The sequence below is a fragment of the Helicobacter sp. MIT 05-5293 genome (assembly GCF_000765665.2).
Lineage (GTDB): Bacteria > Campylobacterota > Campylobacteria > Campylobacterales > Helicobacteraceae > Helicobacter_C.
In genome coordinates this window covers 145,927-161,157 of sequence record NZ_JROZ02000001.1, presented here as the reverse complement: position 1 = coordinate 161,157, position 15,231 = coordinate 145,927, and the positions used below count along the sequence as shown (strand labels likewise).

The window sequence follows — 15,231 nt, the reverse complement described above, 5'->3', positions numbered from 1 at the left end:
CAATGGCATTATCTCAAATCAAACAAAAACTCCAAAATAATATCAATCTTTCACCAAGTTATGGGCTTCTGATTAAAGTAATGCAAAATATGATGGTCGCTAGTGGGATTAAACCATCTGTGGGAGATATTGTGAAAATTTTTTCTTACGAACATTCTGTGCGAAGTTTGGGTATGGTAACTGCCATTGAAGGTGAAAAATTTTTTATCAGCCCTTTTTCATTTATCGAAGGACACAAATGCGGGGATAGAGTGCGTATTATCAATCACGGCTTACAGATTCCCGTAGGAAATGAAATACTTGGCAGAGTGATTAATCCTTTGGGTGAACCTATTGATCAGCTTGGGGCAATCAATGCGACATCATTCACGCCTTTGATACGCTCACCCATTAGCGCATTAAAACGCGGGCTTATCAATGAAATCTTTGAAGTTGGCGTCAAATCAATTGATGGCATACTGACCTGTGGAAAAGGGCAAAAAATGGGAATCTTTGCAGGTTCGGGTGTAGGAAAATCAACACTTATGGGTATGATTGTAAGAGGGTCGAATGCTACAATCAAAGTAATTGCCTTGATTGGTGAGAGAGGGAGAGAAGTCCCCGAATTTATCCATAAAAATCTCAATGATGATTTGACAAATACAATTCTTGTCGTTGCGACAAGCGATGATTCACCACTTATGCGCAAATACGGCGCATTTTCTGCTATGGCAATTGCTGAATATTTCAAGTCTTTAGGCAATGATGTGCTATTTATTATGGATTCTGTAACGCGTTTTGCTATGGCTCAAAGAGAAATTGGCTTGGCGTTAGGAGAACCGCCCACAAGCAAAGGTTATCCACCATCTGTGCTCACATTGCTACCACAACTAATGGAAAGAGCAGGCAAAGAAGATGGTGTAGGCTCAATTACTGCATTCTTCACGGTGCTTGTTGAGGGCGATGATCTTAGTGATCCAATCGCTGACCAAAGTCGGAGTATTCTTGATGGGCATATTGTCTTAAATCGCGATATGTCGGATATGGGAATCTATCCACCGATTAATATTCTTAATTCTGCCTCGCGTATTATTAATGACATTATTACACCCGACCATCTTAAAGCAATTAGAAAATTTCGCAGGCTTTATTCACTCATGAAAGAAAACGAAGTGCTTATTCGCATCGGTGCTTATCAGAGAGGTTCTGATGCGCAACTTGATGAGGCAATTCAAAAATATCCAATGATGGAAACATTTCTTAAGCAAGAAATGGACGACAAATGGAGTTTTGATCAAAGTCGCGAAGAACTCTTATCAATTATGGGCGAGAATTTATAAGAATCTTACTTGAACATTACGATTAATACCGATTAATGATAAAATTAATCATAAAATGATAAAATTCCAACGCTTTGTAAAAAACAAAGTTAAGAAATACTTTACTTTTATGAATGACTAATAAGAACTGGAATAGGAGCTTAATGATGGAGCAGATTTACTTAGACAATAACGCTACGACAATGGTTGATCCACGCGTTAAGGCAATGATGGACCCTTACTTTTGTGAGAAATTTGGTAACCCCAATTCACTTCATAAATACGGGACAATCACTCATGAACCCATTACTCAAGCCATTGATAAATTATATCAAGGTATCAATGCAAATGATGAAGATGATGTGATTATTACTTCTTGCGCGACAGAATCTAACAATTGGGCGATTAAAGGCGTATATTTTAGCCATATTTTTAGAGGTGATAAAAACCATATCATCACGACAGAAGTTGAACACCCTGCAGTGCGTGCAACTTGTGCATTTTTGGAAAGTTTGGGTGTAGAAGTAACCTATATTCCAATCAATTCAAAAGGCACGATTGATGCCTCACAGATTCAAGAAGCTATACGCGAAAATACTGCTCTTGTTAGCATAATGTGGGCAAACAATGAGACAGGTATGATTTTCCCTATTGAATCAATCGGTGAGATTTGCAAAAAACATCAGATACTTTTTCACACTGATGCTGTGCAAGCAATTGGCAAGATTCCCGTTGATGTGCAAAAAGCAAATGTGGATCTACTTTCGTTTTCTGCTCATAAGTTTCACGGACCCAAAGGTGTTGGAGCATTATATATCAGAAAAGGTGTGAATCTCACACCTTTATTTCATGGTGGGGAACATATGCGTGGCAGACGCAGCGGGACGCTCAATGTCCCTTATATTGTCGGTATGGGAGAAGCGATGAAACTTGCTGTCGATGCTTTAGATTTTGAAAATAAAGAAGTGAAACGATTAAGAGACAAACTTGAAGATGCTCTTCTCAAATTTCCCGATGTGCTTGTTGTGGGTAGTCGTGAAAATCGTGTGCCCAACACGACACTTATCAGTATTCGTGGAATCGAAGGAGAAGCTATGCTATGGGATCTCAACAAAGCAGGGATCGCTGCCTCAACAGGAAGCGCGTGTGCGAGTGAGGATTTAGAAGCAAATCCTGTAATGGTAGCTATTGGCGCAGATAAAGAATTGGCTCATACAGCGATTCGTCTGTCTCTCTCACGATTCACGACAGAAAAAGAGATTGATTATACCATTAGCGTATTTGAAAAAGCTATCAAACGTTTGCGCTCTATTTCAAGCACTTATGGCGCATAAATATAAAACAACAAAAAGGATAAATAATGGCAAAAAATGATTTAATCGGAGGAGCCTTATGGGACGCTTACTCCAAAAAAGTCCAAGACAGAATGGATAATCCCACTCACTTAGGAGTGCTTACACAAGCTGATGCAGATTCTAAAGGAGGCAAACTAATCGTTGCTGATTACGGAGCAGAGGCTTGTGGTGATGCTGTCAGATTGTATTGGATAGTAGATAACGAAGACAGAATTATCGAAGCAAAGTTTAAAAGTTTTGGCTGTGGGACAGCAATCGCAAGCTCTGATATGATGGTAGAGCTTTGTTTGGGCAAAAAGGTGCAAGAAGCCGTAAAAATCACTAATCTTGATGTAGAGAATGCGTTGCGAGATGATCCAAATACACCTGCTGTGCCCGGACAAAAGATGCACTGCTCTGTTATGGCTTATGATGTGATTAAAAAAGCAGCTGGTATGTATTTAGGTAAAGATGCCGAAGACTTTGAAGATGAAATTATTGTGTGTGAATGTGCTCGTGTCAGCTTATCGACAATCAAAGAGGTCATTCGTTTGAACGATTTAAAAACGGTCGAAGACATCACAAATTACACAAAAGCCGGAGCGTTTTGTAAAAGCTGTGTCAAACCCGGAGGACACGAAGAGAAAGAATATTATTTGGTAGATATTTTGCGTGATGTGCGTCAAGAAATGGAAAAAGAATCGCTACAAAACATTGCTAACAAATCAAGTAGCGGCACACTAAGTTTTAAAGAGATGACAATGGTGCAAAAAGTCAAAGCCATTGATAAAGTTATTGATGAATATATACGACCAATGCTGATGATGGATGGAGGTAATTTAGAGATTCTTGATGTCAAAGATACAGATGATGGGCATATTGATGTCTATATCCGCTATCTTGGTGCTTGTAGCGGTTGTGCAAGTGGCGTAACAGGAACACTATTTGCGATTGAATCAACCTTACAAGAAAAACTTGATCAGCATATTCGCGTTTTACCTATATGATTTTTCAAATATTATAATTTTAAAGGATACAAGAATGATCTACGAGGAGAGGGTGAATGTCTTCTTCTGACGCTTTTTCGAGTGCTACACGAATCTTATAAAGCATGTCAAGACAAATATCCAATTCTCCTTGCGGGTTACAACTCTGAATAATTGTTTCGACAATTTTCATACTTTTTTCAATAAGCCTTATTTTACTTTTGCCTTTATCCGTGATTTTTAGGCATATCACTCTTTTATCATTAATATCTGGTTTTTTGATTAAAAAATCCTTCCGACACAAATGCCCCACTTCTCGTGAAATGGTTGTTTTGTCCTTGCCAAGCTTTTTGGTTATTCTACTAATTGAAACATTCGACTCTTCAGAAACCATAAACAAAATGATACCTTGCTCAAAATTAAGATCATGTTCCTTGAGCTTTGATATGAAAAACATTTTGAATGTTTGTGCCGTTCTGCCAACTTGATATGCCAAATCTTTTCTATATTCCAAGACTACCTCTCAAAGTATTGATTGTTTCACACAGCTTAAATTATAACAAAAATTTGCTATAATTTAGTTTTAGGCATAGTAGGCGATTGCTTTTGGAAACAAAAGAGGAAAGTCCGAGCTACTTAAGACAGAATTCCATTTAACTAATGGCTAGGGTAACCTAAGGGAAAGTGCAACAGAAAATAACCGCCATTTTTATATGGCAAGGGTGAAAAGGCGGGGTAAGAGCCCACCGATCTTACAGCAATGCAAGATGCCATGCAAACCCAATTCGTAGCAAGAAGAGAATGGTTAAAGTCTTAGAATTACAACTCTTCGCTTGAGAATAAGAGCGATCTTATTCCTAGATAAATAATCGCCCACGACAGAACTCGGCTTATCGCTATGCCTAAATCTTACTTTACTATTCAAGCCAGTGGAAAACTTTGAAAGCTATACTTCATAAAATAATAAAAATACAAAGGTTTTGGAACGCTAAGTGCTTGTTTTTTGTAAATCTTAGCAAAAGGGTTTGTTATGTATAAAAACAATATTCTATCTACTTTTCAAAAACACATTGGCGTGGTTGAGGGTATGCCGGATTTGGTCGATGCACAGACACCAAGACAAACGACGCCCTTAAGCACCTTACATATTCACAGATTCACAGAAGATATGAAAGGTGCAAATGAATTTATCGGCACGCTCCAAAGTGCGACATCGGCACTGAAGAAGATTCTCAAACTTGCACAGAGTGTTGATTCAGAATACGCTCAACCCATAGAAATTTCTCAAACCAAAGGTGAGATTAAAGAAATTACACAATCTTCTTGTTTTATGGGCGTGCCACTTTTTGATACAGAATTTAGCACTAAACTCAATGGGGAATCTTTTCACCTTATTATTGACAATCCTATGCCACTAGCAGACAAAGATTTATCATCACTGGTTGGCTATACAGAAGAAAAAATCAATGAAATCACACAGACGCTTCTTCAAATTAGTGATGCACTCACACAGCCGACTTTTTCACCGCGTAATCCCACAATGCCTGAATACAACTTTGATGAATGTGATAAACAAAATTTCACCCAATTATTTAAAGGAAAATAATGCTAAGATTTGCACCTTCTCCTACTGGTGATATGCACATTGGGAATCTACGCGCTGCGATTTTTAATTACATCATCGCCAAACAAACCAAACAACCCTTTCTTATCCGTATTGAAGATACAGACACGGCACGCAATATCGAAGGAAAAGACAAAGAGATTCTTAGTATTTTAAACCTCTTTGGGCTTTTATGGGACCGCCTTGTGTATCAAAGTGATCAATTTGAACATCACCGCCAACTTGCACAATACCTCATCAGTAAAGATTTAGCCTTTTATTGCTACTGCACCAAAGATTTTTTAGAGGAAAAAAGAGCAGAATACCAAGCTCAAAAAAAACCTTTTCGTTATGACCCTGCATGGGCAGAAATACATAAAAATACCAATCCAAAGCCTGTGATTCGCCTAAGAGGAGCGCAAAATAACATTTCTTTTTATGATTCTATCAAAGGCGAACTGACATTTAACGCACAAGAAATTGATAGCTTTGTGATTATTAAAGAAGATGGGATTCCCACTTATAATTTTGCTTGCGCTCTTGATGATATGCTTTATGATATTAGTTTTATTGTGCGTGGTGAAGATCATGTGAGTAACACCCCTAAACAGATTCTCATTCATCAAAGTCTTGGCTATACCAAATCTTTAGGCTATGCCCATTTACCTATCATATTAGGAGAAAATGGCAGCAAAATGAGCAAACGCGACAATGCCTCATCAGTCGCTTGGCTTCTTGAGCAAGGTTATCTCCCACAAGCTATTATTAATTATTTGGTTTCTATGGGTAATAAAACACCTCAAGAAGTTTTCAGGCTTGATGATGCGATTGCATGGTTTGATATTAAAAATATCGCTAAATCGCCCGTGAAATTTGACATCAAGCGTTTGCGTTTTCTTAATCGTGAGCATCTCAAAATGCTTAACGAACAAGAATTTGCTCTCTTGCTTGAAAGTAAAGATCCCTCTGTTGGGGCATTGGGAAAATTACACCTGCAAGAAGCCAGCACATTAAATGAAATCAGAGAGAAACTTGATAGAATCTTTGGTATCAAATTGATTGCACAAACCTATGAAGGAGAAATTTATACGCAAGAGTGCGAGATTCTCTATAATATCCTTATAAAACTTATTGATTCAAATGCTCCGAGTTTGCAAGATTACGAAAGTCTCAAACTCGTTTTAATGGAAGAGAGCAAACTCAAGGGTAAAAAATTTTTCAAACCATTACGAATCCTTCTCACTGGGAATTCTCATGGGTTAGAGTTAAATGAGCTTTATCCGTATTTGCGTTTTTTCCTTAAAGATATACTAAGAGTGCAAGGATAAATTTCAGCAAACAATAATGATTCTGTAATTATGATATAATTTCTCAAAATTAAGGATATGATTATGATATTAGGCACTTTTTTAGGCGCATTTGCCACTATTCTTGGTATGATTATTAATCTCTATATTTGGGTCGTCATCATTGCTGCACTTATTAGCTGGGTGCGTCCCGACCCTTACAACCCCATTGTGCAGATTCTCAATCGCTTAACGCAACCTGTCTATGCAAAACTTCGCTCTATTATACCCACCACAATTGCAGGGCTTGATTTATCACCTCTCATTGTGGTCATCGTCCTTAAGTTTATTGATTTATCACTCATTCAACTTTTAATGCGATACGCAGCAAGGCTATAAAGAGAAGGGGGAGGGAATGAGAATCTTAGGCTTGTCGTTTTTTTTAGCTATATCCGTTTGGGCAAGTGATATTACACTTGAATTTTTAGAATCAAAACCAAAAGGTTTAGCGCGAGATTTTTATATTTGGCAATTCTTATCTGATGAAAAAACCACTTTAAAAGAAGCTTTGAAAGCCTACGAACTCATTTATCGCAAGACTGCTAAACTTGATCAGCTTATGGCTGCTAAAGGTAAAATCACCGAACTCCCACGAAATTTATACTGCCAACGATTAGGATTCCAAAAGCTTAAAAAACAAGATGCAGCTTGCATCAAAGCAGGATTGAGCCTCTCAAGCATTCCTTCAATGCCCCAAAAAGACAAAGACTTTTTACTCAAAAAATTCCAAAATGATCCCGCCTATCAAAAACGCATTGCGATTCTCTCAAAACCCAATATTCTTACCTCAATGCTTTTAAGTGATGCTGGCACTTTTGCGGGAATCTATTACGGACTGACCCCCGCTCAACGCACTCAAATCATCAATCAAAAAATCAAACCTGCAGCTCTTAAAAAACTTGCCGACCAGAATGTTACGAGTTTTAACAATATGCTTCAAGCCATTCTTGTCGTGCATGATAAAAGTTTTGCTAAATTTAAAGAATCCCTTGTAGGGGCAAACATTACAGGGGCAGATTCTTATACACTTTTTATGCTAGGTATCAATGAAGTCTTGCATCAACAACGCAACAATGCCCTTGCCTATTTCAAACGCTCTTTTAACAAGGCTACAACACCGATACAAAAAAACCGCGCCTTATTTTGGCAATACCGACTAAGCTCGGACCAAAAGATTCTCGAAAAACTTGCGCAAAGCACTTATGTAGATTTATACACGATTTATGCTAATCAAACACTCAATCAAAAACCACAATATCAAGTCGTGAGTGATTTAGGCAAATTAAGCAAAAAAGCACCGAATTTTGACATCAAAGACCCTTTCCAATGGCAGCTTTTACGAGAGAATCTTGCGGAAGTAAAAGATAAAAACGCACTCAAAGACTTAAGCAAACATTTTGCCTATGAAGAAAGCAGTGCGCATTATGCTTATGTGCTTAATCAAATCAATCAATTTAAAATCAACTACTTCATTACGCCTTTTGCAAACAAGCTCAAATGGAAAAATGACCACGAAAAGGCTCTCACTTATGCTGTCGCTAAGCAAGAAAGCACACTGCTTCCCGCCCTTGTTTCTACCTCTTATGCGCTAGGAATGATGCAAATTATGCCTTTTAATGTCCAACCCTTTGCCAAAAGCCTTAAACGCGATCACATCAAACTTGAAGATATGTTTAATCCTATCACAGCCCTTGAATTTGGAAGATTCTACCTGAATGATTTAGGAAAAGAATTTAAACACCCTTTGTTTGTGTCTTATGCGTATAATGGAGGACCGGGATTCTTACGCCGCACACTCCAATCAAAAGCTTTGTTTCTCAAACATCGCAATTATGAACCTTGGCTAAGTATGGAGCTTGTGCCTTATAAAGAATCTAGGGACTATGGCTTAAGAGTGTTAGCAAATTATATTGTTTATCAAGAAACTTTTGGGAACAATATCAATCTTGAAGAATTACTCAAGCAAACTTTAGTGAATTAATCCTTCATCAAGGAGTTTTTAATGATTCGTAAGTGTTTATTTCCAGCTGCAGGATACGGGACACGCTTTCTCCCAGCAACCAAAGCAATGCCTAAAGAAATGCTCCCGATTCTGACCAAGCCTCTGATTCAATACGGCGTAGAAGAAGCTTTAGAAGCAGGTTGTCAAAATATAGCCATTGTTACAGGTAGAGGAAAACGAAGTATCGAAGATCATTTTGACATTAACTATGAACTTGAGCATCAAATCAATGGCACAAGCAAAGAAGCTTTGCTACAAAGTATTCGCACTCTCACAAATTCATGTTCTTTCTCTTACACACGACAAAATGAAATGCGAGGCTTAGGGCATGCGATTCTCACAGGTGAAACACTTATTGGGTGTGAGCCATTCGGTGTGATTTTAGCTGATGACCTTTGTAGTAATCCTAATGCTCAAGGTGTGCTTGCACAAATGGTTAATCTCTATAAAAAATATCATTGTTCCATTGTCGCCATAGAATCTGTGCAGCCTAACGATGTAGATAAATACGGCATCATTGAGGGATCTTTGATTGAAGAAGGCGTATATCGCGTTACCAATATGGTAGAAAAACCAAGCATTGATCAAGCCCCTAGCAACCTTGCAATCATCGGACGCTATATTTTGACGCCCGATATTTTTGATATTTTGCGTGTAACTAAGCCTGGCAAAGGCGGAGAAATCCAAATCACAGATGCCCTACTAGAGCAAGCCAAAAAAGGCAGTGTGCTTGCTTATCAGTTTCAAGGAAAACGTTACGATTGCGGTAGTATTGATGGCTATGTCCAAGCAACAATGGACTTTTATCATCTCACATCAAAACAGAATCTATCGTAAAATATGTTTAACCTTAGTTTTTATGTTTTTTGTTGGCTTCTTACATTTTTGATATGTTTGCCTATTATTTTTAGCGGACTTTTGGCAGTTGCGCTTGAAGATGACACCCCTCCTCCAGAGGTTAGTCAGCTAAGTGAAATAGCACAATTGCTTGAGACTTATACAAATGACAAAACAAAACTCAAATCACTTTTTGATCGTTTCATGGAATTGTATAAAACCTACGCTAAAACCGGCAAAGAATACAATTTGTGGCTTGACATTATTTCAAAATTTGCTGTAAATATGAATCTTATGGAAGTCGATGAAGTCGTTAAATTCCAAGATACTCTTGAAAACGCAAATCCTGAAAGCAAGTCAAGCATCAAGGAAGCAATCGGAAAAGCATTACAAAAACGAGAAAACAAATAACACGAAAAGAGGTATAAATGGACTATTTACAAATCACAAAAAGCCCTTCACTTAAAGGAAATGTAACTATATCGGGTGCAAAAAACTCTGCTTTGCCCATTCTTGCAGCGACATTGTTGAGCCAAAATGAAGTGCATATCAGCAATTTACCCGATGTGGTAGATGTCAAAACACTTGCAAAACTTTTAGAACATTTAGGCGCAAACATTGCATGGGAAAATCCCAACACACTTATTTGCGAAGCTAAACAAATCATTCACACTAAAGCCATTTATGACATCGTGCGTAAAATGCGTGCTTCGATATTGGTGCTTGGACCATTATTAGCGCGCTTTGGGTATTGTGAAGTCAGTCTTCCGGGAGGTTGTGCAATCGGCGCTCGTCCTGTTGATTTGCATATCAAAGCAATGGAAAAAATGGGAGCAAATATCCAAATCAAAGGTGGCTACATCATCGCTCAAGCAAAAAATGGCTTAAAAGGTGCGGATATTTTATTTGATAAAATCACCGTAACAGGGAGCGAAAATGTCATTATGGCAGCTGCCCTTGCTCATGGCAAAACCCGCATCATTAATGCCGCTAAAGAACCCGAAGTCGTCCAATTGTGTGAGATTCTCCAAGAAAGTGGCGTAAAAATCGAAGGTATTGGCACAAATGAGCTGACTATTGAGGGGAGTGGGGGTGAATTACTTGACTTCAAGCCAATCCGAATCATTCCCGACCGCATTGAGGCGGGGACATACCTCTGTGCAGGTGCAATTACAAATTCTTCTATCACATTAGAAAATATCCAGCCGACACATCTAGCAGCAATCACAGATAAACTTGAGGAGATTGGCTTTAGCTTCAATAAAAGCACAGATTCTTTGACGATTCTTCCTAGTGCCAAACTCAAAAGCTTTGAAGTCATTACGACAGAATATCCCGGATTCCCTACGGATATGCAGGCTCAATTTATGGCTCTTGCCACACAATGTGAGGGAGCAAGCGTCATTGAAGAGAGGCTTTTTGAAAATCGCTTTATGCATGTAAGTGAGCTTCAAAGACTTGGAGCGGATATTTATCTGAAAGGTAATCTTGCTAAAGTTGTCGGTCCTACACCGCTTATCGGTGCTGATGTTATGGCAACAGATTTGCGCGCAAGCTCTGCGCTGATTATTGCTGCACTTGTAAGTGAAGGCGTAACCAACATACACAGAATCTACCACCTTGATCGTGGCTACGAAAGCATCGAGCATAAATTGCGTGGTTTAGGAGTAAATATTACACGGCTTTCACGCTAAAGGAGAAATAATGAAAATAATTGTCTTGCTTTTGGGATTTTTCATCATCAGTTTTGCTCAACAATCAGTCCCTCTTGACTTACGCATAAGCACCACGGGCGACAAACAAAATCCTACTATTATTAAAACGCATTATCTTAAAGGCACGACTATCAAACATGGCAGACAGACCAAAACTGCTCCCAATGGCACACTTATCTTTGAGGCAAATTATAATCGTGATGCTTATGATGGCAATGTCAAGTCATACTATCCCAACGGCACACCCAAAGAAGAACGATTCTATGTCAATGGCAAAAAACAAGGTGTGCAAAAAAATTACCACTCTAATGGCAAATTACTAAGTGAACAAAATTTTGAGCAAGGCAAAGAAGAGGGTGAGGGTAGAAAATATTATGAAAGCGGCGCACTCAAAGAGATTCTCCATTATAAAAATGGTATGCGCACAGGCATCAGACAAGAATACCATAAAGAGGGCTATCTCCAATACGAAACAATGTATGAACAAGGTAAAAAAATATGGATGAAAACCTACGACAAAAATCAGAATCTGATTGAAGAAAAAAAATGTCGTTGGCAAGCATGTTACTAAAATAAACTGCGCTAAAAGGAGGTCTTATGGGTAGATTCTATCATTTTATTCTTTGCGGATATATCATTATCAGCATAGGCTGTATGCCCCAATCTCCTGCACCTACCGCATCTAGCAACACTCCCGCATCAAGCCAAAAATCAGCATCTGCTTCTAAACAAAATAGCTCTAAGCCTACGCAAAAACAAACTCCCGCCAAAGCAAATACAGATTCTATAAAAACCTCACCGACAAAATCACAAACAACTGCCACAAAGTCTATTTCTTCAAATATTTCTGTATCTTCATCATCACACACACCTCCAAATCAAACAGAATCTGCGCCGATTGATACGCCTACAACCCCGATAGAATCCACACCTTCATTAGATTCTCTTACAGCAAACTTAGTGGGTGAAATCAGAGAAGAAATTGTCGAAGAAGATGACTTGACTTTCCAAGCACACATTTCTTACAAACAAGGGACAAACACCAAACATGGCAAAGAGACGCTTTATTATCTTGAGGGAGGCATTGCGCGTATTGCTTTTTACAATGAAGGGAAACTCGTGGGGCTTTATCAGATGTTTAGCCCTAAAGGAGTATTAGTCTATGAAGCATACTACCAAAATGGCTTGTTGCATGGATTGTGCAAAATTTTTGATGTCCAAAGCGGCATACTTAAAAGTGAGATGAATTTCGCTTACGGCAAACAAGAGGGCATTATGCGTATCTATCAAAATGGTGTGATTTGGTATGAATTACACTATCATCAAGGCAAAAAAAATGGCACTGCTAAAACCTTTAACAATCAAGGCAAGGTTATTGCAGAAGACTTATACAATGACGATGAGTTAATCAAGCGTTAGATTCTCATCTTTTAGAGAAAGTAAGCTATAATCGCTATTTTAAACTTAAGGAGTAAATGTGGCAGAAAAAAGAATCCTCGTAACCGGTGGAGCGGGTTATATAGGCTCTCACACAAACGCAATGCTTCGCAAAATGGGCAAATCAACACTTGTATTAGATAATCTAAGCTATGGACATAAACAATCCCTTGACCTTCTCTCCTACTCTCACACAGAGAATCTAGCGCAAAATTCGTATGGTGATACTTTTCTTATCCACGCTGACCTAAATGATAGCTTTGCGCTGAAAAAAATCTTTAGCCATTATGAGATTGATTCTGTTTTACACTTTGCTGCTTTTGCTTATGTGGGCGAGAGTGTCTCTGACCCTGCTAAATACTATCGTAACAATGTCGCCAACACACTCAATCTCCTTGAGGCGATGAAAGAATCTGGCTGTAAGAAAATCGTTTTTAGCTCTACTTGTGCCACTTATGGCAATCCTTTAGAACTCCCACTTAAAGAATCCCACCCTCAAAATCCTATCAATCCCTATGGACGCTCAAAGCTGATGATTGAGCAAATCTTGCATGATTTTAGTCATGCTTATGGATTAAACTATGTGATTTTGCGCTACTTTAATGCAGCAGGGGCAAGTATGGAATTTAATATCGGCGAATCGCATTCCCCAGAAACACATTTAATCCCGCTTGTGATTCAAAAAGCTTTAGGGCAAAGAAAGACTTTGAGTGTTTTTGGACAAGATTATGATACTAAAGATGGCTCGTGTATCAGGGATTATATCCATGTCGATGATTTAGCGACTGCACACATTCTCGCCTTAGATTATTTAGATTCTCATCAAAAGAGTGAAGTCTTTAATCTCGGTAATGGCGAGGGATTCTCTGTCTTAGAAGTGATCCAAAAAATGTCTGAAATAGCCAATATCGAAATCCCTTACACCATAGAAGAAAGACGGGCTGGAGATCCTGCAGTGCTTATCGGAGATGCGACAAAAGCAAAAGAGATTCTGGGATATAATCCCTCATTTTCGAGCTTAGAGACGATTCTCAAAAGTGCATATCAATGGCATACTAACCAACGTTACTGATGTTTGCATTTCTTAAAAACCGCTTTTCTTTCACGCTCAATTACCATTGGCTCACGCTAGGTGGTGCGGTTTTTATAAGTGTATTTCTTAATCATTCTTTCAATACCGCTTTTAACGAATCTGCTGCACAGGCAGATTTTGGTTATCTTGTATGGTATGGCAAAATCATTCATATCGTAATCTTAACCCTTGCACTTGAGATTCTCTGTGTGCGATTTGATGTCAAGGTTATACTAGGGCTGATACTCCTTATTGCAAGTGTGTGTGCGTATTATATGGATTCTCTAGGTATAGCAATCAATGAGGATATTATCCAAAGTGTTTTAGAAACTCATGCTAATGAAGCTATCGGTATGATAAATCTTGGACTTATGGGCTATATCATAGGATTTGGCATTCTGCCTTGCCTTGTATTAAGCCTCATCAAACTTAAAAAATATCGCTTTCTTGATGCCTGCAAACAAAAGATTGTAATTATTACGACTTTAAGTGCATTTATAGGATTGAATTTCTTACTGGGGGGGGGGCAGGATATTGTTTTTGTCTTCAAGTCTCATAAAGGTTTAGCGAGTATGCCTAATCCTATCGCGCCCATTCGCTCTTCCGTCCTTTATGTGCAACATTTGCAAGAAACTCATTTTACACCCTCTCTGATTGCTCAAGACGCACATTTATCGCAAGATACGCCTCCACAAATTGTGCTTTTTGTCATCGGTGAGAGTGCAAGAAGTGCAAATTTCTCCCTCAATGGCTATGCCAAAGCTACAAACCCTTACACCCGCACTCTAAATACTATAAGCTTTAAGGATTTCTATTCGTGTGGTGTCATCACAGCTATCTCTGTGCCTTGTATGCTCACACATTACACGCATCAAACCTACACGCATCGCAATTTATCACTCTATGTCAATAATATCCTTGACATTGCGCAAAGTGTAGGCTATGAAGTATGGTATCTAGGCAATAACGGCGGTAAATGCGTAGGAGGCTGTGATAGAAATATTGCGCATAAAATCTTGTATCCGAGTAATAGCCTTGATGAAGTGATGCTCCCCGATATAGAGCATATTATCCAAAATGCACAAAAGCATAATAAAAATACCTTTATCATAGCACACCAATATGGCAGTCATGGGGCAGCTTACGCAAGTCGCTATCCCTCAAATTTTGAGCATTTCACTCCCGCGTGCAAACAAAAAGAGCTTTCAAAATGCACTTATGAAGAAATAGTAAATGCCTATGATAATACACTCCTTTATAATGACTATCTTTTAGCACAAATGATAAATCTGCTGCAAAAAGCCGATATGCGCTCTATGCTATGGTATGTCAGTGATCATGGAGAAAGTCTAGGGGAGCTAGGGCAATATATGCACGGGGGCTTAGGCTATAAACTCGCTCCAAAGTATCAAAAACATATCCCTTCGATTATGTGGTTTAGCCACCAATGGGGTAATATCCCTACTCTAGCCTTAAAACAACAAAACAAAACACTAAATCATGATTATGTATTCCATACATTGCTGCATTTGCTAGGCATTCAAACGCAAGATTATGATAAGAATCTGGATATTTTAAGCGATAAGTAGAATCTTTTAGAA

The 15,231-nt window shown here is 38.5% G+C and carries 15 protein-coding genes and 1 other RNA gene; 15 read left to right on the top strand and 1 reads right to left on the bottom strand.

The features are described from left to right. Positions 1 to 2 precede the first annotated feature (2 nt). The 3 genes from fliI to LS68_RS00810 all read left to right on the top strand — a co-directional run bounded on the left by fliI (position 3) and on the right by LS68_RS00810 (position 3,639). Positions 3 to 1,319, top strand: a complete 1,317-nt coding sequence (gene fliI, locus LS68_RS00820) for a flagellar protein export ATPase FliI (protein WP_034370511.1) — start codon at positions 3 to 5, stop codon at positions 1,317 to 1,319. Positions 1,320 to 1,462: 143 nt separating this feature from the next. Then, positions 1,463 to 2,632 carry a NifS family cysteine desulfurase gene (locus LS68_RS00815; RefSeq protein WP_034370514.1) on the top strand — a complete coding sequence of 390 codons (1,170 nt, stop codon included), beginning with the start codon at positions 1,463 to 1,465 and terminating at the stop codon, positions 2,630 to 2,632. Positions 2,633 to 2,658: 26 nt separating this feature from the next. Continuing rightward, entirely contained in the window at positions 2,659 to 3,639 is a 981-nt protein-coding gene (locus LS68_RS00810) for an iron-sulfur cluster assembly scaffold protein NifU (RefSeq protein WP_034370517.1), read from the top strand. A gap of 19 nt (positions 3,640 to 3,658) precedes the next feature. On the opposite strand, the gene LS68_RS00805 is transcribed toward LS68_RS00810, so the two are convergent. Then, positions 3,659 to 4,114: a winged helix DNA-binding protein gene (locus LS68_RS00805; protein WP_138090738.1), complete on the bottom strand. Its 456-nt coding sequence runs from the start codon at positions 4,112 to 4,114 to the stop codon at positions 3,659 to 3,661. Between the two features lie 88 nt (positions 4,115 to 4,202). Between LS68_RS00805 and rnpB the strand changes: the two genes are divergently transcribed. The 12 genes from rnpB to LS68_RS00745 all read left to right on the top strand — a co-directional run bounded on the left by rnpB (position 4,203) and on the right by LS68_RS00745 (position 15,219). Then, positions 4,203 to 4,527: RNase P RNA component class A (rnpB, locus tag LS68_RS00800), an RNA gene on the top strand. A gap of 121 nt (positions 4,528 to 4,648) precedes the next feature. Beyond that, positions 4,649 to 5,224, top strand: coding sequence for a flagellar FLiS export co-chaperone (locus tag LS68_RS00795; protein ID WP_052100244.1), 576 nt, complete (start codon positions 4,649 to 4,651; stop codon positions 5,222 to 5,224). After that, on the top strand, positions 5,224 to 6,549 hold the full coding sequence (gene gltX, locus LS68_RS00790) for a glutamate--tRNA ligase (RefSeq protein ID WP_034370520.1): 1,326 nt from the start codon (positions 5,224 to 5,226) through the stop codon (positions 6,547 to 6,549). Before LS68_RS00795 ends, gltX begins: the two co-directional genes overlap by 1 nt. A 63-nt stretch (positions 6,550 to 6,612) precedes the next feature. Continuing rightward, positions 6,613 to 6,906, top strand: coding sequence for a YggT family protein (locus LS68_RS00785; protein ID WP_034370523.1), 294 nt, complete (start codon positions 6,613 to 6,615; stop codon positions 6,904 to 6,906). A 16-nt stretch (positions 6,907 to 6,922) separates the two neighbouring features. Continuing rightward, positions 6,923 to 8,548, top strand: a complete 1,626-nt coding sequence (locus LS68_RS00780; protein ID WP_138090735.1) for a lytic transglycosylase domain-containing protein — start codon at positions 6,923 to 6,925, stop codon at positions 8,546 to 8,548. A 21-nt stretch (positions 8,549 to 8,569) separates the two neighbouring features. Next, positions 8,570 to 9,406, top strand: a complete 837-nt coding sequence (gene galU / locus LS68_RS00775; protein ID WP_034370525.1) for a UTP--glucose-1-phosphate uridylyltransferase GalU — start codon at positions 8,570 to 8,572, stop codon at positions 9,404 to 9,406. A gap of 3 nt (positions 9,407 to 9,409) precedes the next feature. Further along, positions 9,410 to 9,817, top strand: a complete 408-nt coding sequence (locus LS68_RS00770) for a hypothetical protein (RefSeq protein WP_034370528.1) — start codon at positions 9,410 to 9,412, stop codon at positions 9,815 to 9,817. 17 nt (positions 9,818 to 9,834) lie between these two features. Further along, on the top strand, positions 9,835 to 11,100 hold the full coding sequence (gene murA, locus LS68_RS00765) for a UDP-N-acetylglucosamine 1-carboxyvinyltransferase (RefSeq protein WP_034370531.1): 1,266 nt from the start codon (positions 9,835 to 9,837) through the stop codon (positions 11,098 to 11,100). A gap of 10 nt (positions 11,101 to 11,110) precedes the next feature. Beyond that, positions 11,111 to 11,692, top strand: a complete 582-nt coding sequence (locus LS68_RS00760; protein ID WP_034370533.1) for a toxin-antitoxin system YwqK family antitoxin — start codon at positions 11,111 to 11,113, stop codon at positions 11,690 to 11,692. Between the two features lie 26 nt (positions 11,693 to 11,718). Beyond that, the gene (locus LS68_RS00755; RefSeq protein ID WP_052100245.1) at positions 11,719 to 12,540 is read left to right on the top strand and encodes a hypothetical protein; all 822 of its coding nucleotides are present in this window, start codon (positions 11,719 to 11,721) and stop codon (positions 12,538 to 12,540) included. A 58-nt stretch (positions 12,541 to 12,598) separates the two neighbouring features. Next, complete coding sequence (gene galE, locus LS68_RS00750) at positions 12,599 to 13,630, top strand: UDP-glucose 4-epimerase GalE (protein WP_034370537.1); 1,032 nt, start codon at positions 12,599 to 12,601, stop codon at positions 13,628 to 13,630. Beyond that, a complete protein-coding gene (locus LS68_RS00745; RefSeq protein ID WP_138090732.1) occupies positions 13,630 to 15,219 on the top strand; it encodes a sulfatase-like hydrolase/transferase in 1,590 nt (529 codons plus the stop codon). Before galE ends, LS68_RS00745 begins: the two co-directional genes overlap by 1 nt. The last annotated feature ends 12 nt before the right edge of the window (positions 15,220 to 15,231 follow it).

Excerpts from the sequence above, each read along its gene's own strand:
- fliI (WP_034370511.1), top strand. The coding sequence starts at position 3 with ATGGCATTATCTCAAATCAAACAAAAACTCCAAAATAATATCAATCTT.
- LS68_RS00815 (WP_034370514.1), top strand. The coding sequence starts at position 1,463 with ATGATGGAGCAGATTTACTTAGACAATAACGCTACGACAATGGTTGAT.
- LS68_RS00810 (WP_034370517.1), top strand. The coding sequence starts at position 2,659 with ATGGCAAAAAATGATTTAATCGGAGGAGCCTTATGGGACGCTTACTCC.
- LS68_RS00795 (WP_052100244.1), top strand. The coding sequence starts at position 4,649 with ATGTATAAAAACAATATTCTATCTACTTTTCAAAAACACATTGGCGTG.
- gltX (WP_034370520.1), top strand. The coding sequence starts at position 5,224 with ATGCTAAGATTTGCACCTTCTCCTACTGGTGATATGCACATTGGGAAT.
- LS68_RS00785 (WP_034370523.1), top strand. The coding sequence starts at position 6,613 with ATGATATTAGGCACTTTTTTAGGCGCATTTGCCACTATTCTTGGTATG.
- LS68_RS00780 (WP_138090735.1), top strand. The coding sequence starts at position 6,923 with ATGAGAATCTTAGGCTTGTCGTTTTTTTTAGCTATATCCGTTTGGGCA.
- galU (WP_034370525.1), top strand. The coding sequence starts at position 8,570 with ATGATTCGTAAGTGTTTATTTCCAGCTGCAGGATACGGGACACGCTTT.
- LS68_RS00770 (WP_034370528.1), top strand. The coding sequence starts at position 9,410 with ATGTTTAACCTTAGTTTTTATGTTTTTTGTTGGCTTCTTACATTTTTG.
- murA (WP_034370531.1), top strand. The coding sequence starts at position 9,835 with ATGGACTATTTACAAATCACAAAAAGCCCTTCACTTAAAGGAAATGTA.
- LS68_RS00760 (WP_034370533.1), top strand. The coding sequence starts at position 11,111 with ATGAAAATAATTGTCTTGCTTTTGGGATTTTTCATCATCAGTTTTGCT.
- LS68_RS00755 (WP_052100245.1), top strand. The coding sequence starts at position 11,719 with ATGGGTAGATTCTATCATTTTATTCTTTGCGGATATATCATTATCAGC.
- LS68_RS00745 (WP_138090732.1), top strand. The coding sequence starts at position 13,630 with ATGTTTGCATTTCTTAAAAACCGCTTTTCTTTCACGCTCAATTACCAT.